Annotated in this window: 16 protein-coding genes and 1 pseudogene; 12 read left to right on the top strand and 5 right to left on the bottom strand. The window is 69.8% G+C overall.

What is annotated here, in order from left to right; all coding sequences use genetic code 11:
* Nucleotides 1–35: 35 nt before the first annotated feature.
* The gene (locus BV908_RS00445; RefSeq protein WP_103736864.1) at nt 36–845 is read left to right on the top strand and encodes an SDR family oxidoreductase; all 810 of its coding nucleotides are present in this window, start codon (nt 36–38) and stop codon (nt 843–845) included.
* Between the two features lie 122 nt (nt 846–967).
* On the opposite strand, the pseudogene BV908_RS00440 reads toward BV908_RS00445, so the two are convergent.
* Together BV908_RS00440 and BV908_RS00435 are read right to left on the bottom strand one after the other, a co-directional pair.
* Nucleotides 968–2,700, bottom strand: a pseudogene (locus BV908_RS00440) (methyl-accepting chemotaxis protein).
* Nucleotides 2,701–2,745: 45 nt separating this feature from the next.
* A complete protein-coding gene (locus tag BV908_RS00435) occupies nt 2,746–4,284 on the bottom strand; it encodes a YifB family Mg chelatase-like AAA ATPase (RefSeq protein ID WP_012655283.1) in 1,539 nt (512 codons plus the stop codon).
* Between the two features lie 219 nt (nt 4,285–4,503).
* On the opposite strand from BV908_RS00435, the gene BV908_RS00430 reads away from it, so the two are divergent.
* The 11 genes from BV908_RS00430 (at nt 4,504) to BV908_RS00380 (ending at nt 14,494) form a co-directional block, all read left to right on the top strand.
* The gene (locus BV908_RS00430) at nt 4,504–5,235 is read left to right on the top strand and encodes a TorF family putative porin (RefSeq protein ID WP_103736863.1); all 732 of its coding nucleotides are present in this window, start codon (nt 4,504–4,506) and stop codon (nt 5,233–5,235) included.
* A gap of 20 nt (nt 5,236–5,255) precedes the next feature.
* Nucleotides 5,256–5,594, top strand: a complete 339-nt coding sequence (gene glnK / locus BV908_RS00425; RefSeq protein ID WP_011803632.1) for a P-II family nitrogen regulator — start codon at nt 5,256–5,258, stop codon at nt 5,592–5,594.
* 46 nt (nt 5,595–5,640) lie between these two features.
* The gene (gene amt, locus BV908_RS00420) at nt 5,641–7,068 is read left to right on the top strand and encodes an ammonium transporter (RefSeq protein ID WP_103736862.1); all 1,428 of its coding nucleotides are present in this window, start codon (nt 5,641–5,643) and stop codon (nt 7,066–7,068) included.
* A 141-nt stretch (nt 7,069–7,209) separates the two neighbouring features.
* Complete coding sequence (locus BV908_RS00415; RefSeq protein WP_103736861.1) at nt 7,210–8,160, top strand: SMP-30/gluconolactonase/LRE family protein; 951 nt, start codon at nt 7,210–7,212, stop codon at nt 8,158–8,160.
* A 103-nt stretch (nt 8,161–8,263) separates the two neighbouring features.
* Nucleotides 8,264–9,373: a glycolate oxidase subunit GlcE gene (gene glcE / locus BV908_RS00410; protein WP_103736860.1), complete on the top strand. Its 1,110-nt coding sequence runs from the start codon at nt 8,264–8,266 to the stop codon at nt 9,371–9,373.
* A gap of 270 nt (nt 9,374–9,643) precedes the next feature.
* Nucleotides 9,644–10,441: a YoaK family protein gene (locus BV908_RS00405; protein ID WP_103736859.1), complete on the top strand. Its 798-nt coding sequence runs from the start codon at nt 9,644–9,646 to the stop codon at nt 10,439–10,441.
* Between the two features lie 25 nt (nt 10,442–10,466).
* The gene (gene glcF / locus BV908_RS00400; protein ID WP_088887896.1) at nt 10,467–11,705 is read left to right on the top strand and encodes a glycolate oxidase subunit GlcF; all 1,239 of its coding nucleotides are present in this window, start codon (nt 10,467–10,469) and stop codon (nt 11,703–11,705) included.
* 61 nt (nt 11,706–11,766) lie between these two features.
* Nucleotides 11,767–12,636 carry a ProQ/FINO family protein gene (locus BV908_RS00395; protein ID WP_103736858.1) on the top strand — a complete coding sequence of 290 codons (870 nt, stop codon included), beginning with the start codon at nt 11,767–11,769 and terminating at the stop codon, nt 12,634–12,636.
* Nucleotides 12,637–12,735: 99 nt separating this feature from the next.
* Complete coding sequence (locus BV908_RS00390; RefSeq protein ID WP_172751337.1) at nt 12,736–13,125, top strand: VOC family protein; 390 nt, start codon at nt 12,736–12,738, stop codon at nt 13,123–13,125.
* A gap of 92 nt (nt 13,126–13,217) precedes the next feature.
* The gene (locus BV908_RS00385; protein WP_103736856.1) at nt 13,218–13,688 is read left to right on the top strand and encodes a GyrI-like domain-containing protein; all 471 of its coding nucleotides are present in this window, start codon (nt 13,218–13,220) and stop codon (nt 13,686–13,688) included.
* Nucleotides 13,689–13,765: 77 nt separating this feature from the next.
* Complete coding sequence (locus BV908_RS00380) at nt 13,766–14,494, top strand: YafY family protein (protein ID WP_103736855.1); 729 nt, start codon at nt 13,766–13,768, stop codon at nt 14,492–14,494.
* 266 nt (nt 14,495–14,760) lie between these two features.
* Here the strand turns inward: BV908_RS00380 and BV908_RS00375 are convergent, their stop codons facing one another.
* The 3 genes from BV908_RS00375 to lplT all read right to left on the bottom strand — a co-directional run bounded on the left by BV908_RS00375 (nt 14,761) and on the right by lplT (nt 17,612).
* Entirely contained in the window at nt 14,761–15,246 is a 486-nt protein-coding gene (locus BV908_RS00375) for a glutathione peroxidase (RefSeq protein ID WP_103736854.1), read from the bottom strand.
* Complete coding sequence (locus tag BV908_RS00370; protein WP_103736853.1) at nt 15,243–16,184, bottom strand: DMT family transporter; 942 nt, start codon at nt 16,182–16,184, stop codon at nt 15,243–15,245. Before BV908_RS00370 ends, BV908_RS00375 begins: the two co-directional genes overlap by 4 nt.
* A gap of 150 nt (nt 16,185–16,334) precedes the next feature.
* Complete coding sequence (gene lplT, locus BV908_RS00365; RefSeq protein ID WP_047350200.1) at nt 16,335–17,612, bottom strand: lysophospholipid transporter LplT; 1,278 nt, start codon at nt 17,610–17,612, stop codon at nt 16,335–16,337.
* Nucleotides 17,613–17,694 lie beyond the last annotated feature (82 nt).

The following is a 17,694-nucleotide window of genomic DNA, read 5'->3' as shown; positions in this document are numbered from 1 at the left end:
CACTGCTTCTCACTCCTTACTGAAAGGTTCCCGCCATGACCCACGCCGCATCTTCTTCCTCCTCTACGGCCACCGCCGGCATGGCCGCCCGCCCGGCCATCGCCCTCATCACCGGCGGCAGCCGGGGACTGGGCCGCAATGCCGCGTTGCACGTGGCGCGGTCCGGCACCGATGTGATCCTGACCTACCGCAGCCAGGCCGCCGAGGCGCAGGCCGTCGTCGCAGAGATCGAGGCCCTCGGCCGCCGCGCCGTGGCGCTGCCCCTGGACGTGGCGGCCAGCGCCACCTTCACCGCTTTCGCAGGCCAGATGCGCGACGTGCTGGCGCGGCACTGGCAGCGCGAGCGTTTCGACTTCCTCGTGAACAACGCCGGCGTGGGCGTGTATGCCAGCTTCATGGAAACCACCGAGGCGCAGTTCGACGACATGGTCAACATCCACCTCAAGGGCGTGTTTTTCCTCACACAGAAGCTGCTGCCGCTGATGAACGACGGCGGGCGCATCCTGAACGTGTCGTCGGGCCTGGCGCGGTTCGCGCTATCGGGCTACGCGGCCTATGCGGCGATGAAGGGCGGGGTGGAGGTGCTGACGCGCTACCTGGCCAAGGAACTGGGCGCGCGCGGCATTGCCGTGAACGTGGTGGCGCCTGGCGCGATCGAGACGGATTTTGGCGGCGGCGCCGTGCGCGACAACGCGCAGCTCAACGCCTTCATCGCCGGCCAGACCGCGCTGGGCCGCGTGGGCCTGCCGGACGACATCGGTGGAGTGATCGCTGCGCTGCTGCAGCCGGGCACGGGCTGGGTGAACGCGCAGCGCATCGAGGCATCGGGCGGCATGTTCGTCTGACGCCCGGGGCTGCGCCTGGTTGCTTTACTGCATTATTGGGCTGTAGCGCTTGTTAAATCAGCGCTAACAGCTATAAATAACGTAGCAAAACGCGGCGGATGGGGCATTCCCGCCCGGGGCGCTCAGAAGGCTTCCCAATCGTCGTCGCTGTGGCGCGCGGCGGCCGGGGCCGCCTTGGCCGCTGCCGGCGGGCGGGCGGGCGCCGCCAGCGTGCGCGCTGCTGCGGCGGGCTTGGTCGTTGTGGTCGTTGTGGCCGGTGCGGGCCGGCGGAGGGGGGCGGGCGCTGCCGCTGCCGTTGCCGTCTGGGCGGCCTGCAGGCCTTCCACGCGGAACACGCTCACTGCCTGGGCCAACTGGCCAGCCTGGGCCTTGAGCGAGCCCGTGGCGGCGGTGGCTTCCTCCACCAGTGCGGCGTTCTGCTGCGTGACCTGGTCCATCTGCGTGATGGCCTGGTGCACCTGCTCGATGCCCGCGCTCTGCTCTTGGCTGGCGGCGGTGATCTCGGCCACCAGGTCGCTCACGCGCTGCACGCTCTGCACGATGGCGTCCATGGTGCGGCCGGCTTCCTCGACCTGGTGGGAGCCTTCCTCCACCTTGGCGACCGAGTCGCCGATCAGGCCCTTGATGTCCTTGGCGGCAGCCGCGCTGCGCTGTGCCAGTGCGCGCACCTCGCCGGCCACCACGGCAAAGCCGCGGCCCTGCTCGCCGGCGCGCGCGGCCTCCACCGCGGCGTTCAGCGCCAGGATGTTGGTCTGAAAGGCGATCGAGTCGATCACGCCGATGATGTCGCTGATCTTGCGGCTGCTGGCGTTGATGGCGCCCATGGTCTGCACCACGCCGGCCACCACCTGGCCGCCCTGCGTGGCCGTCTGCGCGGCGGAGGAGGCCAACTGGTTGGCCTGGCGCGCGTTGTCGGCGTTCTGGCGCACGGTGCTGGTCAGCTGCTCCATCGAGGCGGCGGTTTCCTGCAGCGAGCTGGCCTGCTCCTCGGTGCGCGAGGACAGGTCCTGGTTGCCTGCGTCGAGCTGGCTGGACGCCGTGGCGATGCCGTCGGTGCCCGAGCGCACGCGCGCCACCACCTGCGACAGGCTGGCGTTCATCTCCTGCAGCGCCTGCAGCAGCTGGCCGGTCTCGTCGCGCGAGTCGACCTGCACGCGGCTGGTGAGGTCGTTGGCCGCCACGGCGCGCGCCACCTGCACGGCCTGCGCCAGCGGCCGCGTGATGCCGCGTGTGAGCCACCATGCGCACAGGGCGCCTGCGCCCAGGCCGAGCACGCCCAGCACGATCAGCCACAGCCGGCTTTGCCCATAGGTGACATTGATCCCCTGCGCCGTGGCGTCGATGCGGGCGCGTTGCATGTCCAGCAGGCGCTGGATCAGCGCCACGTACTGGTCGGTGGCGGGCAGGTACACCTGGGTGAGCAGGCGTTCGGCCTCCTCCAGCTGGCCCTCGGCCTTGGCCTTCACGGCCTGGTCGCGCGAGGACAGGTAGGTCACGCGCGCCTTCTGGATGTCGGCCCACAGGGCCTTTTCCTCGTCGCTGGTGAGCAGTGTTTCGATACGCTTTTGCAGCTCGGCCGATTCGCGCGTGGAGGTGGCGGTGTCCGCCGCGAAGAACTGGCCGAGCGAGGGGTCCGTGCTCTTGACGATGGCCGAGGTACGGCGCGCCGCGCTGTACACGTAGCGGTACCAGTCGCTGATCATGCGCTCTACCGCCAAGGGTTGCTGCGTCATCTCGTTGGTGGCTTGCGCCACGGTCTGCAGGCGCCATACGCCAAAGGCCGTCATCAGGGCCATCAGCAGCAGGACAGGGCGAAGCCGCCTCCCAGGCGGGTGCCGATGCTGAGGTTTTTCATAGGATCTTCAGGAGGATTCAAACAAGGAAGGGCAGCGGTGGCGCGTCACGCCGGTGCGCGCAGGGCGCGCCGGTATTGCACGGCTTCGGCCACATGGGCGGCGCCCACGGTCTCGCAACCCGATAGATCGGCAATAGTACGTGCAACCTTGAGGGCCCGGTGCGTGCTGCGCGCCGACCACGCCAGGCGCGCCGCCGCGGCCTGCAGGAACCGCGCGGCCGGCGCGTCCAGCGCCGCCATCTGTTCCAGCTCCTGACCCTGCAATGCCTGGTTGGCCTTGCCCTGGCGCTGGAGCGCTCGTTCGTGCGCGCGGGCCACGCGTTCGCGCACGGCGCCGCTGGGTTCGCCGGGCGGGGCGCCCAGCAGTTCCTCGGGCGGCAGCGCGGGCACCTCCACATGCAGGTCGATGCGGTCCAGCAGCGGGCCGCTGAGCTTGCCCTGGTAGCGCGCGATCTGGTCGGGTGTGCAGCGGCAGGCGCGCTGGTGCGAGCCCGCAAAACCACAGGGGCAGGGGTTCATGGCCGCCACGAGCTGAAAGCGCGCCGGGAACTCGGCGCGCTGCGCCGCCCGGGCAATGGTGATGCGCCCGCTCTCCAGCGGCTCGCGCAGCGCTTCCAGGGCGCTGCGGGCGAATTCGGGGAATTCATCGAGGAAGAGCACGCCTTCGTGCGCGAGCGAGATCTCGCCCGGGCGCGGCGGCGAGCCCCCGCCCACCAGTGCGATCGCGCTGCAGCTGTGGTGCGGGCTGGCTGTGGTGCGCTGCATCCACTGCGCGGGGCTGAAGCGCCCGGCCAGGCTGGCAATGGCCGCGCTCTCCAGCGCTTGCTCCACCCCCATCGGGGGCAGCAGCCCGGCAAAACGCTGGGCCAGCATGGACTTGCCCGAGCCCGGGGGCCCCACGAGCAGCAGCCCGTGCCCGCCTGCGGCAGCGATCTCCAGTGCGCGCTTGGCCGCGGCCTGCCCCTTCACGTCGGCCAGGTCCGGGCCATCGGTGGCCGGGGCCGGCGGCGCGGGTTGCAGCCGCTGCCAACCGCCGTCGTCCGCGCCATCATCGTTCGGCGGGGGCACGGGCACGAACTGGCGTACCACGTCCAACAGGTGGTGCGCGCGGTAGATCTCGGTGCCCGGCACCAGCGCAGCTTCTTCGGCGCTGCCGGGGGGAAGCACCGTGCGTACGGGCTGCGCCAGCGCGCGCAGCGCCAAGCTGGTCGCCAGGGCGCCGCGCACCGGGCGCAGCAGGCCCGACAGCGATAGCTCGCCGGCGAACTCCCAGCCGTCCAACCGGGCCGCGTCGATCTGCCCGCTCGCGGCCAGGATGCCCAGCGCGATCGGCAGGTCGAAGCGGCCGGAGTCTTTGGGCAGATCGGCCGGCGCCAGGTTCACGGTGATCTTCTTGTTGGCCGGGAATTCCAGCCCGGCGTTCTGCAGCGCGGAGCGCACGCGCTCGCGCGCCTCCTTGACCTCGACATCGGCCAGGCCCACCAGCGCGAAGCTGGGCAACCCGTTGGCCAGGTGTACTTCCACCGTAACGGCGGGCGCGTGCAGGCCCAGCAGGGCGCGGCTTTGCACCAAAGCAAGACTCATCGCAACGGATCTCCCCAGGCATGTGCGTGCAACCATGGCGACGGGATGCGCCAGGGGGCGGCCCTGCACCAGGCTGGTGCGAAATGCGCCGGGCTGCAACCCCTGTGACTGCACGTATGTCTCAGGATGGTACCCGGCAGGCCGTCGCGGGGCGGATTTCGGGGTGGCACGGTCCATGCATTGAGGGGGTGTCAACCGTCGCCCAACACTGGAGGAACCATGCACCGCTTTTCCCTCAAGACCCTGGCCCTCGCTTTTGCGGCCGTCGCCGTACCGGGCCTTGCCAGCGCCCAGCTCACTGCCAATGTGGCGCTGACCAGCAACTACAAGTTCCGCGGCCAGGACCAGGACGTGAACCGCATCAAGGCCGTGAACCCGGCCATCCAGGGCGGGTTCGACTACAGCTTTGGCGACAGCGGCTTCTATGTGGGTAACTGGAACTCCAGCGTGGACTGGCTGTCCGGCAACTCCATCGAGGCCGACTTCTACGGTGGCTACAAATTCAAGGCCGGCGAGGTGGACCTGGATGTGGGCGCGCTCACGTATGTGTACCCGGGCAACACCAGCGGCAACACCACCGAGCTGTACGGTGCGGCCACATACGGCCCGTTCACGGCCAAGTACTCGCACACCGTGTCCAAGGATTACTTCGGCTGGGCGGGCGCCAAGACCTCCAGCAACCGTGGGCGCAACACGGGCTACCTGAACCTGGCGTTTGCGCAGGAGGTTGCGCCCAGCGTCACGCTGAAGGCGTCCGTGGGCTACACGCGCTTTGCCAGCGACATCAAGGACCTGGGCGTGCCCAACTACGTGGACTACAGCGTGGGCGGCGCCTACGACTTCGGCGCCGGCCTTTCGTTGTCCGCGGCGGTTGCTGGAGCCAACAAGAAGGGCTTCTTCGGCGATGCCAACAAGGCCCGCCTGATCGTCTCCCTCACCAAGACCCTCTAACTCTCGACAAGGAACCGATCATGAAAATGGTCACCGCCATCATCAAACCCTTCAAGCTCGACGAGGTGCGCGAGTCCCTGTCGGACATCGGCGTACAGGGCATCACCGTGACCGAGGTGAAGGGCTTCGGCCGCCAGAAGGGCCATACCGAGCTGTACCGCGGCGCCGAGTACGTCGTGGACTTCCTGCCCAAGGTGAAGATCGAGGCCGCCGTGGCCGACGAGCTGGTGGAACGCGTCATCGAGGCCATCGAAGGCGCGGCCCGCACCGGCAAGATCGGCGACGGCAAGATCTTCGTGGCGCACCTGGAGCAGGTGGTGCGCATCCGCACCGGCGAGACCGGCCAGGAAGCCCTGTGAGCGCGCGCCGCACAGGCATTCGTCCCTCCCGACCCAGAGATCTGCCATGAAAAAACTATTTGCTTCCCTACTGATCGGTGCAAGCCTGCTGGCCGGTGGCGCCGGCGCGCTGGCCCAGGCACCCGACGCGGCCGCGGCGGCTTCGGAGCCCGTGGCCGTCGCCCCCGCGCCTGCGCCCGCTGCCGAGCCCGTCGCAGCACCTGCTGCGGCACCCGCACCCGCCCCCGCGGCAGAGGCGCCCGCCGCGCCCAAGGTGGACTCGGGCGACACCGCTTGGATGCTGACCTCCACGCTGCTCGTGATCCTGATGATCATCCCGGGCCTGGCCCTGTTCTACGGGGGGCTGGGCCGCACCAAGAACATGCTGTCCGTGCTGATGCAGGTGTTCGTGATCTTTGCCCTGGTGTCGCTGCTGTGGTCCATCTATGGCTATAGCCTCGCGTTCTCCGGCGAGGGCCAATTCGTGGGCGACCTGTCCAAGCTCTTCCTGAAGGGCGTGAGCCAGGAAACCTTTGGTGCGCTGGCGACCATTCCCGAATACGTGTTCATCGCCTTCCAGGGCACGTTCGCGGCCATCACCGTGGCGCTGATCGTGGGCTCCTTTGCGGAACGCATGCGTTTTGCGGCCGTGCTCATCTTCGCGCTGCTGTGGTTCACCTTCAGCTACGTGCCCATGGCCCACATCGTCTGGGGTGGCGGCCTGCTGGCGGCCGACGGCGCGCTCGATTTTGCGGGCGGCACCGTGGTGCACATCAATGCCGGTATCGCGGGCCTGGTGGGTGCCTACATGGTGGGCAAGCGTATCGGCTTTGGCCGCGAAGCGTTCACTCCGCACTCGCTCACGCTGACGATGGTGGGCGCCTCGCTGCTGTGGGTGGGCTGGTTCGGCTTCAACGCCGGCTCTGCAGGGGCCGCCAACGCCGTTGCGGGCCTGGCCTTCGTGAACACGGTGCTGGCCACCTCGGCCGCCACGCTGTCGTGGATCGCCGGCGAAGCGCTGCACAAGGGCAAGGCCTCCATGCTGGGCGCGGCCTCGGGCGCCGTGGCCGGCCTGGTGGCGGTCACGCCCGCCGCGGGCTTCGTGGGCCCCATGGGCTCCATCGCGATCGGCCTGATCGCCGGCCGGGTCTGCCTGTGGGGCGTGGGCGGCCTGAAGAAGATGCTGAACGTGGACGACGCCTTCGACGTGTTCGGCGTGCATGGCGTGGGCGGCATCGTGGGCGCCATCCTCACCGGCGTGTTCGCGGCCCAGGGCCTGGGCGGCACCGGCGGCCTGACGCCCGACACCTTCAGCATGGGCGCGCAGGTGTGGGTGCAGGTCAAGAGCGTGCTGTTCACCATCGTGTGGTCGGGCGTGGTGTCCTTCATCGCCTACAAGGTCGCCGACCTGCTGGTGGGCCTGCGCGTGAGCGAGGAAGCCGAGCGCGAGGGCCTGGACATCACCTCCCATGGCGAGACGGCCTACCACCGCTGAGCGGCGTTGAACGGCGGGCGCCGCGTGGTGGCGCGGCGGCCCTCCGACTACAAGCGAGTAACTCCCTGTCCCGTGTTTGGGCCCGCCCTTGGCGGGCCTTTTCTTTGGGCGGCGCGCAGGCCCGGGGCCAATAATGCCTGCATGAACACTGCCTGGACACCCCTGGCCGCCGCGCCCGCGCAACTCGGCGAATCTCCCTTCTGGCACCCCCTGGAGTCCCGTCTGTACTGGGTGGACATCGCTGGCCGCGCGCTGTGGCGCAGCGGCGCGCACGGAAGCGATGCGCAATGCTGGCCCCTGCCGGCCGAGCCCGGCTGCATCGCGCCGGCGCGCCAGGGGGGCACACCCGCAGGCCTGGTGGTGGCGCTGCGCGACCGGATCTGCCACGCGCCGCGCTGGGGCGGGCCGCTCCTCACGCTGGCGCACTTGCCCATCGACCCGGCGACCGAGCGTGCCAACGACGGCAAGTGCGACGCACTCGGACGCCTGTGGGTGGGCACGGTGCATGAGCCCGCCCAGGGCCCGCGCCAGCCCGTCGCTGCGCTGTACTGCATCGACCTGCGTGGCCGGGACCAGGGCGGCCCCGATGCTCCCACGGTGCGCCGCATGCTGGACGGCGTGGCCACCGCCAACGGCCTGGCCTGGTCGCCGGACGGGCGCACGCTGTATTGGAGCGACACGCCCTCGCACACCATCCGCGCGTGGGACTGCAACGCCCAGTTGGAGCCCATCGGGGCGCCGCGTGTGTTGCACCGCTTTGCGACGCGCGATGAGGCAGTCCCCTATGGCGGCCGCCCGGACGGTGCCGCTGTGGATGTCGAAGGCGCCTACTGGTGCGCGCTGTACGAGGGCGCGCGCGTGCTGCGCTTGTCGCCGCGCGGCGAGGTGCTGGCCGAGCTGCCCACGCCGCTGTCCTGCCCCACCATGCCCTGCGTCGGTGGGCCGGACGGGCACACGCTGTTCGTCACCTCTGCACGCAAGGGCCGCAGTGCCGATGAGCTGGCGCGCTGGCCCCAGTCGGGGCAAGTGCTGTCCACCCGCGTGGCCGTGGCGGGGTTGCCCGTGGCCTGGTGCGAGATCGGCCAGCGCTGACCCCTGCGGCGCGCATGGCTGCCAGCGCCATTCACGCCGCGCGTTCAAAAAAATCAAACCTGCGCCACGGCCGCCCGAAAGGGCAGGGCAGTACCATCGCCGGATGGACGCAGCCCTTCGCCAGATCATCGACCGCGTGCGCGACAGCGCAGACCGCCGCAGCGCCGTGCGCATCTGCGGCGGAGGCACCAAAGACTTCCATGGCCCGGGCGCGCCGCAGCATGCCGGCGAGCCGCTGGACATGCGGCCCCTGGCCGGCATCGTGAGCTACGAGCCCAGCGAACTGGTGGTGACCGCGCTGGCCGGCACGCCGCTGGCAGAGCTGGAGGCGCTGCTCGCGCGCCATGGCCAGAGCCTGCCGTTCGAGCCGCCACGCTTTGCCGAAGGCGGCACCGTGGGGGGCATGGTGGCGGCCGGCCTGTCGGGCCCGGCGCGCGCCAGCGTGGGCGCGGTGCGCGACTACGTGCTGGGCGTGGAGATCATCAACGGGCGCGGCGAGCTGCTGCGCTTTGGCGGGCAGGTGATGAAGAACGTGGCGGGCTATGACGTCTCGCGCCTCATGGCCGGGGCCTGGGGGCAGCTCGGCGTGATCACCGAGGTCAGCCTGAAGGTGCTGCCGGTGCCGCCGGCCGAGGCCACGCTGCGCTTTGACTGCGACCAGGCCGAGGCGCTGCGCCGCCTCAACGCCTGGGGCGGCCAGCCGCTGCCGCTCAACGCCAGCTGCTGGGTCGAGGATGCGGGCCGCGGCCAGCTCTACGTGCGCCTGCGTGGCGCGCAGGCGGCGGTGCAGGCCGCCTGCCGCAGCATGGGAGGTGAGTTGCAAGACGCTCCCACCGTGCCTAACGACTGGCAGGCTTGCCGCGACCAGCGCCTGCCCTGGTTCGCCGCGCGCGCGGCGAACCATGCGCTGTGGCGCCTGTCGGTTCCCCAGACCGCGCCCGTGCTGGCATTGCCCGCGGGCGTGGCGCCCCCGCTGGTGGAGTGGCACGGCGGCCTGCGCTGGGTGCAGGCGCTGCCGCAGCACGGCGATGCGCTGCACGCACTGGCCGCCGAGGTGGGGGGTAGTGCTTCTCTATTCATAGCTGCTAGCGCAGATGGGATAAGCGCTAGAGCCATTTTTGATGCAAATTCCGCGGCGCTCGCTGCGATCCACCAGCGGCTCAAGCAGGCGTTCGACCCGGCCGGCATCTTCAACCCCGGGCGCCTCGTCTAGGGCCTGTTCACACTATTTTTGCCAGATGCGTTGCGATCAAAAAGGGCCAGGCGCAAGGCGCCAAACGAAGCTGGGGTGCTACCCCAGCGAGGCTTGGCAACGCCGCGAATGGCCCTTTTTGATCGCAACCCGGAGGGAACGGAGTGAAAACCGCGCCACGCGTCGTTGCCCTCCTAGCCAAGGCCCCGGCCTTGGCGTCGTCACGCGCCTAGATTGGCGCGGTTTTCACGCCATTCGCACTGGCAAAAATAGTGTGAACAGGCCCTAGCCATGCGCCTGCTGCGCCACCTGACCGGGCAGCACCGCACCACGGTCACCAACCGCACGCTGGGCCTGCTGCTGGCGTTCAACGCGGGGGCGATCAACGCGGGGGGCTTTCTGGTCGTGCACATGTACACCTCGCACATGACGGGCTTCCTTTCGCTGGTGGCCGACAACCTGGTGCTGGGCAACATGACGCTGGTGCTCAGCGCCATCGGCACGCTGTGGGCGTTCATGTCGGGCGCGGGCTCCACGGCGATCCTCGTCAATTGGGCGCGCCACCAGCACCTGCGCAGCGGCTTTGCGCTGCCGCTCTTGCTGGAGGCGGTGCTGATGCTGCTGTTCGGCCTGATGGGGGCCATCACGCTGGGCTGGCGCACGCCGTTCGCCGTGCCCCTCACGGTGCTGCTGCTGGCCTACATCATGGGGCTGCAGAACGCGGTGGTGACCAAGATGTCCTCGGCCCAGATCCGCACCACGCACATGACGGGCATCGTCACCGACCTCGGCATCGAGATGGGCAAGGCCCTGTACTGGAACCGCAGCGGCACGCCGCGCGAGTCGCAGGTGCATGCCAACAAGACGCGCCTGCGCATGTTCGCCAGCCTGCTGGGCATGTTCACGGCCGGCGGCGTGGTCGGCGCGGCGGGCTTCAAGTACGTGGGCTTCATCTGGGTGGTGCCGCTGGCGTCCATCCTGCTGGCGCTGTCGCTGCCCCCCCTCGCCGCCGATCGCCAGCGCCTGGCCCAGCTGTGGCGCGCGCGCCGCGCCCCTGCACCCGCCGAAGACGCCCCCGCGCGCCGCTAACCCTCCACGATCTCCACGACACACCATGCAGACCCAGCTCGCACCCCAGTACCAGGGCACGCCCGAAGGGCAGGAGGCCGAGGCCATCCTGCGCAAATGCGTGCACTGCGGCTTTTGCACTGCCACCTGCCCCACCTACCAGTTGCTGGGCGATGAGCTGGACGGGCCGCGCGGGCGCATCTACCTCATCAAGCAGGTGCTGGAAGGGGCCGAGCCCACGCGCAAGACGCAGTTGCACCTGGACCGGTGCCTGACCTGCCGCAACTGCGAGAGCACCTGCCCGAGCGGCGTGCAGTACGGGCATCTGGTGGACATCGGCCGGCGCATCGTCGAGGAAAAGGTGCCGCGCCCGCGCGGCGAGGCGGCGGCCCGCTGGATGCTCAAGGAAGGCTTGCCATCGCCGCTCTTTGCCCCGGCAATGAAGGTGGGCCAGGCCGTGCGCGGCCTGCTGCCCGAGCGCCTGCGCGCCAAGGTGCCGCCGCGCCAGGATGCCGGCGCCTGGCCCACGCGCAGCCATGCGCGCAAGGTGCTGCTGCTGGAGGGCTGCGTGCAGCCGTCCATGGCGCCCAACATCAACAATGCCACGGCGCGCGTGCTGGATGCTGCAGGCATACAGACCGTGGTGGCGCGCGAGGCGGGCTGCTGCGGCGCGGTCAAGTTCCACCTGAACGATCAGGAAGGGGGCCTCGCCCAGATGCGCGCCAACATCGACGCCTGGTGGCCCTACGTGGAACGCGGCGAGGTGGAGGCCATCGTCATGAATGCCTCGGGCTGCGGCGTCACAGTGAAGGAATACGGCCACCTGCTGCGCAACGACGCGCAGTACGCCGAGAAGGCGGCGCGGGTGAGCGCCCTCACGCGCGATCTGTCGGAACTGCTGCCCGATCTGGTGGAGCGTCTGCGCGGGCGCATCCAGCCTCCCGCGGCGCCGCTGGCCTACCACCCGCCCTGCACCCTGCAGCACGGGCAGAAGCTGCGCGGCGGCGTGGAGCGGCACCTGGCGGCGCTGGGCTTCGAGCTGCGCGTGGCGCGCACCGAGTCGCACCTGTGCTGCGGCTCGGCCGGCACCTACTCGGTGCTCAACCCGGAACTGTCGTACCAGCTGCGCGACCGCAAGCTGGGCGCGCTGGGCGAGGCCTTCACCGAGCAGCCGCCTGCGGCCATCCTCTCGGCCAACATGGGCTGCATCACCCACCTGCAAAGCGGCACGGGCATTCCCGTGAAGCACTGGGTGGAGGTGCTGGACGCTGCATTGCTGGCATGATGGCGGGTTTTGACCGCCGCGCGGGGCGGGCTTTCGGGGCCCGGCCGCGCGCTTTCGAGCCATGAACGACACCGTGAACGCACCCGCTCCGATCCACGACGAAGGCGTGCCACCCACCGCTGCTGCGGTCCCCGCGGCCGAAGGCCATGCGACACCGGAGAGCCCCGCGTCGGCCAGCCCGGCACCCGCCGCTGACAGCGGCGCCGCACGCGCGCCCAGGGCCAATCGCCGCGGCGGCCGTGGCCGCGCGGGGGGGCGGCGTGAGCCGGGAGCGCAGGCCGCAGGCGATGCGCCCCAGGCCGGCGCCAAGGGCGGCCCCGCGGCGGGTGCACCCCGCCGTACGCATCCGCTGCTGGAGCAGTTGGCGGGCTGGTATCCGCACTTGTTCGGCGCGCAGTTCCTGCCGCTCAAGCGCGGCATCTTCCAGGACCTGTTGGCCGCGCATGGGCAAGCCATCGACAAGGACGCGCTCAAGCTCGCCCTCTCCATCCACACGCGGTCCACGCGCTATCTGAATGCGGTGGCCCAGGGCATGAAGCGCCACGACCTGCAGGGCCAGCCCGTGGAGGACATGGCGCCCGAGCATGTGCACCACGCGCTGCTGGAGGTGTTCCGCCGGCGCAAGCCGCAGGACGGCGAGGACCTGACGGCCAAGCTGCGCCGGCGCATTGCCCAGGCGTTCGAGGCCAGCGGCCTCACGCGCGAGGCCTATGACGCGCTGGTGCGCGGCCGCGACGAGAAGGCCAACGCCCTGCTCGATGAGGCCTTTGCCGAGGTGGCCGAGCGCGATGCCAAGGCCGAGGCGCTGCTGCGTGCCTTCGAGGCCAGCGGCCAGACCCCCGAGGCCTTTGCCGATATGTACGGCCTGCCCGCTCGGCAGGCTGCGCAGATGCTCGAGCGGGCACGCCAGCGCCGCGCACCGGGCGCCTGAGCGCGGCGCGAGGGGTGGTGACAGGCTGCTGACACGACGCTGTCAGCAGCTTCCCCGCAGCATGGAGGCCTTCGCAACATGCTTTCAAGGAGCCCCTCCATGACCGTCCCCTCATCCAGCCAGGCCATCAACTGGTTCGAGATTCCGTGCGCCGATCTCGGCCGTGCGCAGTCCTTTTACGAGCGCATGCTGGACCGCCCCATGCGCCGCGAAGACTTCGGCGGCGAACCCATGGCCCTGTTCTCCAAGGACGATCCCGCGACGGGCGGCTGCCTGGTGGCGGGCCCGCAGCGCCGCGCGGCGCCTGACGCGGGCGTGCGCATCTACCTGGACTGCGAGCCCAGCGTGGAGGCGGCTTTGGCCCGTGTAGTGCCTGCCGGTGGCCAGGTCGTGGATGCCTGCACGCAGCTGCCCCAGGGCATGGGGTACATCGCCCACGTGCGCGATACCGAGGGCAACACCATCGGCCTGCACGCCATGGCGCGCTGAGGCGCCGGCTCGCACACCCTGCTGACACCCCGTTGTCAGCAGGGTGGCGGCAGCATCGGCGCGTTCTTGGATTCCGTTCAGGAGAGATTTCCATGATCCCAATCACCGTCCAGGTGCCGGCGTTCAGCGTGGCGGGCGTTGCCGTGCGCACCTGCAACCGAGACGAGGCCCAGCCCGAACGGGCGCGCATAGGCGCACTGTGGGACCAATTCTTCACCGAAAGCTGGGCGCGCCAGTTGCCCGGCCCCGGGGCCGACGGGCGCCTCTACGGCGTCTACAGTGCCTATGAGTCCGATCAGCATGGCGCCTTCGACGTGACGGCCGGCGTGTCGGCCGCCGTGCAGGCCGATCCGCCGGTGGGCGCGGCCCGCATCAAGGTGCAGCCGGGCAGCTATCTGGTGTTCCATTGCGAGGGGCCCATGCCGCAGATGGTGCTCGACGCCTGGGCCGCCGCGTGGCGCTACTTCGAGGAACATCCCGAGGTGCGGCGCCGCTTCGACACCGACTTCGAATGCTACGAGGGGCCGGAGTGCGTCGCCCTGCACATCGGCGTGCTGCTCTGAGTGCAGGCCCGGGCGCTGTCCTGCCTGGCACCCGGCACCGTACCATGCGGACCATTCCTTCCGTGGCCTGAGATTCCATGCGCCGTGCCGACCGCCTGTTCCAGATCGTCCAGCTCATCCGGGGCCGGCGCCTGTCCACGGCCGCCTTTCTCGCCGGGCGGCTGGAAGTGTCGCTGCGCACCATTTACCGCGACGTGGCCGACCTGCAGCACCAGGGCATACCCATTGAAGGCGAGGCCGGCGTGGGCTACCGCCTGGGCGCGGGATTCGAGCTGCCGCCGCTGATGTTCAGCCAGGGCGAGGCCAACGCCCTCGTGGCCGCCGCGCGGCTTGCGCAGACCTGGGTCGATGGCGGCATGGCGCGCGAGATCGAGGGTGCGCTTGGCAAGATCCTCTCGGTGCTGCCGCCCGCCGCGCGCGCGGCGGCCGAGGCGCAAGCGCTCTACGCGCCGGGCTCGGGGCTGGATACGCTCGCCCAGGCCGCGCTGCAGGCGCTGCGCGAGGCCGTGCAGTCCTGCCACGTGGTGCGGCTTGACTACGCCGACGTGCAGGGCCGGCCCAGCCTGCGGCGCGTGCGGCCGCTGGGCTGCTTCTACTGGGGCAAGGTGTGGACGCTGTCGGCCTGGTGCGAGCTGCGCGATGACTTCCGGGGCTTTCGCATCGACCGCATCGCGGCCTTCGAGGTGCTGGACGAGCGCTTCCGCCAGGAGCCCGGCAAGACCCTGGCCGACCTGCTGCGCCAGGTCGAGGCCCGGATGCGTGACTGCCCGGCCGAGGGGCTGGACGGCGCCGCGTTCTCCTCCTGACCTTTTTTGCTCCTCCGCTGCGGGGATGGATTGCCATGGGCCGTCCTGACCGCCGGCCGCAGTCCAGCGCCGGGCCTGCGCGCGCTGCAAACCTGTCCCCCCACGGCGTACCCACGCAGCATGGCACGGTGAGAGCCGCGGGCCGTAGCCCGCTTGCTGCCTTGGCTGGTCTTGGCAGGCCCGGAGGCCGGTATCGCGGCTGTACTTGCCGCGGCCTTTGTGGAGCGTGTATGTCGCGCCGGACCGCTTGTGAAAACCGCTTGGCCTCAGGCCGCCAGCGCTGCCTCGATGTCGACCGTGAGCTTCTCGGGAGCCTCCTGCGGCGCGTAGCGGCGGATCACCTGGCCGTCCCGGCCGACCAGGAACTTGGTGAAGTTCCACTTGATCGCCTTGGTGCCCAGCACGCCGGGCGCTTCGGCGGTGAGCCAGCGGTACAGCGGGTGCGCGTCGCTGCCGTTGACGTCGATCTTGGACATCATGGGAAACTGCACGCCATAGTTGCGCTGGCAAAAGCCCGCGATGGCGTCGTTGCTGCCCGGGTCCTGGTGGCCGAACTGGTTGCACGGAAAGCCGAGCACTACCAGCCCGCGCGGCCCGTAGCGTTCATGCAGCGCCTGCAGCCCGGTGAACTGCGGCGTGAAGCCGCAGGCGCTGGCGGTGTTGACGATGAGCAGCACCTGACCGCGGAAGTCGCTCAGTGGCTGGGGTGCACCGTCGATGCGTGTCGCGTCGAAGTCATACGCAGTGGTCATGGGGCCTCCGGTCGTGTGTCCGTCACCTTATCACTGGGGGCGCGGGGTGTGCCTGCTGCATGCACCCGCGGCCGCCAGACCGACCAGCCGGCCGCCAGCAGGATCAGCGCGCCGCCGGCGAGGGTCCCGCCCGTCAGCTGTGCCGCGCCCAGCAGCGTCGAGGAGCCGCTGGCGAACACCACCTCCGACAGCATGATGATCGCCGTCGTCCCTGCCGCCAGGCGCGCGGCGCCAAATTGCAGCGCCCAGTTGCCGATCAGCAGCACGACCGCCAGAAGCGCCGCCACCCAGGCCCAGGTGGCGTTCAGCGGTGGAAAGGGCGGCACCAGGCCCAGGGATCGGCCCAGCTGGGCCGCCAGCAGCGCCATGAGCATGCAGCCGCCGAACATGGCGACCATGCGCGCCTGGCCCGGGACGGCGTGCAGGCGGCGCAGGGTGACGTTGGTCACGGCAAACGTGAAGCCGCCGAGGATCGCGAGCAGATCGGCCAGCGTCAGGGCGGCGAGCAGGCGCGGCAGGCCGCCCTCGGCGGGCCACAGCACCAGCAGCACGCCGCTGAAGGCCAGCAGCAGCCGCGCCAGCGCCTGCGGCGTGGGCCGCTCGCCCAGGAAGCGCCAGGCCAGCAGCACGCTCCAGGCTGGCATCAGATAGAACAGCAGGATCACGCGGACCACGTCGCCAATGGTGATGGCCCAGTTGAAGGCCACGTTGTTCAGGCCCGAGCACAGCGCCAGCAACCACAGGGCCTTGTGCTGCCGCAGCTGCGCGGAAATGCCCGGCCGCAGCGCCAGCAGCACAAGGAGGATGGCCCCATACATGAGCGCCGTGGCCCACAGCGGGTGCAGTCCCGCGCCGTGCATCTGCCGGAACGGCCACCAGGACAGTCCCCAGATGAAGGCGTTGAACAGCAAGGCCAGGGCGGGAAGCGGAGATTGCATGCAAAAAGTGGCCGTAGCGCTTATCTGGCAAGCGCAAACAGCTATCAAAAACAGAGTGGTGAAGGCGCGAAGACGCCCAGCCTTTGCGGCGCATTGTGCCGGCGCGACGGCGGGCGCGCGGGGCTGCGCGGGGTAGCCCCACGCGCCGGTTCAGTGGTGGTCGTGCCGGGCGATGGAGAGCAGGTGCTCCACTTCCTCGGGATGGCTGCGCACGTTGTGCGCGTGCCAGCGGCCGATCAGCCACATCACGCCCGCCACCAGCATGCCGAAGGCCGTGATGGCACCGAAGGCCGACAGCCCGAACTTGGTGGACAGGCTGTAGAACGCCCCCATGCCCAGGATGGCGGCCTGCTCGTTGAAGTTCTGCACGGCAATGGAGCGGCCCGCGCCCATCAGGTTATGGCCGCGGTGCTGCAGCAGCGCGTTCATGGGCACGACCAGGAAGCCCCCCAGCCCGCCCAGCAGGATCAGGAACGGAATGGCCAGCCAGATGTTGCTGATGACATTCATCAGGATCACCAGCAGGCCCATGGCGATACCCATCGGGATCACGCGCGTGGCCATGTCCAGGCGCATGTGCAGGGACGCCGCCACCGCGCCCGCGGCCGTGCCGATGGCCACCACGCCCACGAGGGCCGAGGCCTGCGTGGTGCTGTAGCCCAGGGCCGCGGCGCTCCAGGCCAGCACGATGTAGCGCAGGTTGCCCGACACCCCCCAAAACAGCGTGGTGGTGGACAGCGAGATCTGCCCGAGCTTGTCGCGCCACAGGCGGGCGTTGCAGGTCCAGAAGTCGGGCAGCAGCGCCAGCGGGTTGGGTGGCAGGGGGCGCATCTCCACGCCCGTGTGCGGGATGCGCAGGTTGAACCACGCCGCCAGCATGTACACCGGCACCAGCGCCAGGATGGCGGCTTCGGCCGCGAGGTCGATGCCCAGATCGATGCCCGGCATGTCCAGCGCCAGCAGATGGCTGGCGATGTGGGGTGCGACCAATTGGCCGCCCACAAGCACGCCCAGGATGATGGAGGCGATGGTCAGCCCCTCGATCCAGCCGTTGGCTTTCACGAGTTGGGATGCGGGCAGCAGCTCGGTGAGGATGCCGTACTTGGCCGGCGAATACGCCGCCGCGCCCAGGCCCACCACGGCGTAGGCCAGCAGCGGGTGGTGGCCGAACAGCATCATCAGGCAGCCCACCACCTTGATGGCATTGCTGATGAACATCACCCGCCCCTTGGGCATGGAGTCGGCGAATGCGCCCACCCACGGCGCCAGCACCACGTAGAACAGCGCGAACATGGGCACCAGCGCTGCGCGCTGCCACTCCGGCGCGCCGCTCGTACGCAGCAGTTCCACCGCGGTCACGAACAATGCGTTGTCGGCCAGCGAGCTGAAAAACTGCGCCGACATGATGGTGTAGAAACCGCGCTTCATCGGGTGGCTGGTGGCTCCATCAGCGGGAATGATGGCCTGTGAAAATTCGAAACACTCCGAGGAGCGACGGGCGGTTATATCA

This window comes from Diaphorobacter sp. LR2014-1 (assembly GCF_002916785.1).
GTDB lineage: Bacteria > Pseudomonadota > Gammaproteobacteria > Burkholderiales > Burkholderiaceae_C > Diaphorobacter > Diaphorobacter nitroreducens.
Note: the sequence above shows the minus strand (reverse complement) of the source record. Positions and strands in the feature narration are given on the sequence as shown.

What these genes read in the sequence shown, in the direction of transcription:
- BV908_RS00445 (WP_103736864.1), top strand. Translation starts at nt 36, where the DNA reads ATGACCCACGCCGCATCTTCTTCCTCCTCTACGGCCACCGCCGGCATG.
- BV908_RS00435 (WP_012655283.1), bottom strand. Translation starts at nt 4,284, where the DNA reads ATGAGTCTTGCTTTGGTGCAAAGCCGCGCCCTGCTGGGCCTGCACGCG.
- BV908_RS00430 (WP_103736863.1), top strand. Translation starts at nt 4,504, where the DNA reads ATGCACCGCTTTTCCCTCAAGACCCTGGCCCTCGCTTTTGCGGCCGTC.
- glnK (WP_011803632.1), top strand. Translation starts at nt 5,256, where the DNA reads ATGAAAATGGTCACCGCCATCATCAAACCCTTCAAGCTCGACGAGGTG.
- amt (WP_103736862.1), top strand. Translation starts at nt 5,641, where the DNA reads ATGAAAAAACTATTTGCTTCCCTACTGATCGGTGCAAGCCTGCTGGCC.
- BV908_RS00415 (WP_103736861.1), top strand. Translation starts at nt 7,210, where the DNA reads ATGAACACTGCCTGGACACCCCTGGCCGCCGCGCCCGCGCAACTCGGC.
- glcE (WP_103736860.1), top strand. Translation starts at nt 8,264, where the DNA reads ATGGACGCAGCCCTTCGCCAGATCATCGACCGCGTGCGCGACAGCGCA.
- BV908_RS00405 (WP_103736859.1), top strand. Translation starts at nt 9,644, where the DNA reads ATGCGCCTGCTGCGCCACCTGACCGGGCAGCACCGCACCACGGTCACC.
- glcF (WP_088887896.1), top strand. Translation starts at nt 10,467, where the DNA reads ATGCAGACCCAGCTCGCACCCCAGTACCAGGGCACGCCCGAAGGGCAG.
- BV908_RS00395 (WP_103736858.1), top strand. Translation starts at nt 11,767, where the DNA reads ATGAACGACACCGTGAACGCACCCGCTCCGATCCACGACGAAGGCGTG.
- BV908_RS00390 (WP_172751337.1), top strand. Translation starts at nt 12,736, where the DNA reads ATGACCGTCCCCTCATCCAGCCAGGCCATCAACTGGTTCGAGATTCCG.
- BV908_RS00385 (WP_103736856.1), top strand. Translation starts at nt 13,218, where the DNA reads ATGATCCCAATCACCGTCCAGGTGCCGGCGTTCAGCGTGGCGGGCGTT.
- BV908_RS00380 (WP_103736855.1), top strand. Translation starts at nt 13,766, where the DNA reads ATGCGCCGTGCCGACCGCCTGTTCCAGATCGTCCAGCTCATCCGGGGC.
- BV908_RS00375 (WP_103736854.1), bottom strand. Translation starts at nt 15,246, where the DNA reads ATGACCACTGCGTATGACTTCGACGCGACACGCATCGACGGTGCACCC.
- BV908_RS00370 (WP_103736853.1), bottom strand. Translation starts at nt 16,184, where the DNA reads ATGCAATCTCCGCTTCCCGCCCTGGCCTTGCTGTTCAACGCCTTCATC.
- lplT (WP_047350200.1), bottom strand. Translation starts at nt 17,612, where the DNA reads ATGAAGCGCGGTTTCTACACCATCATGTCGGCGCAGTTTTTCAGCTCG.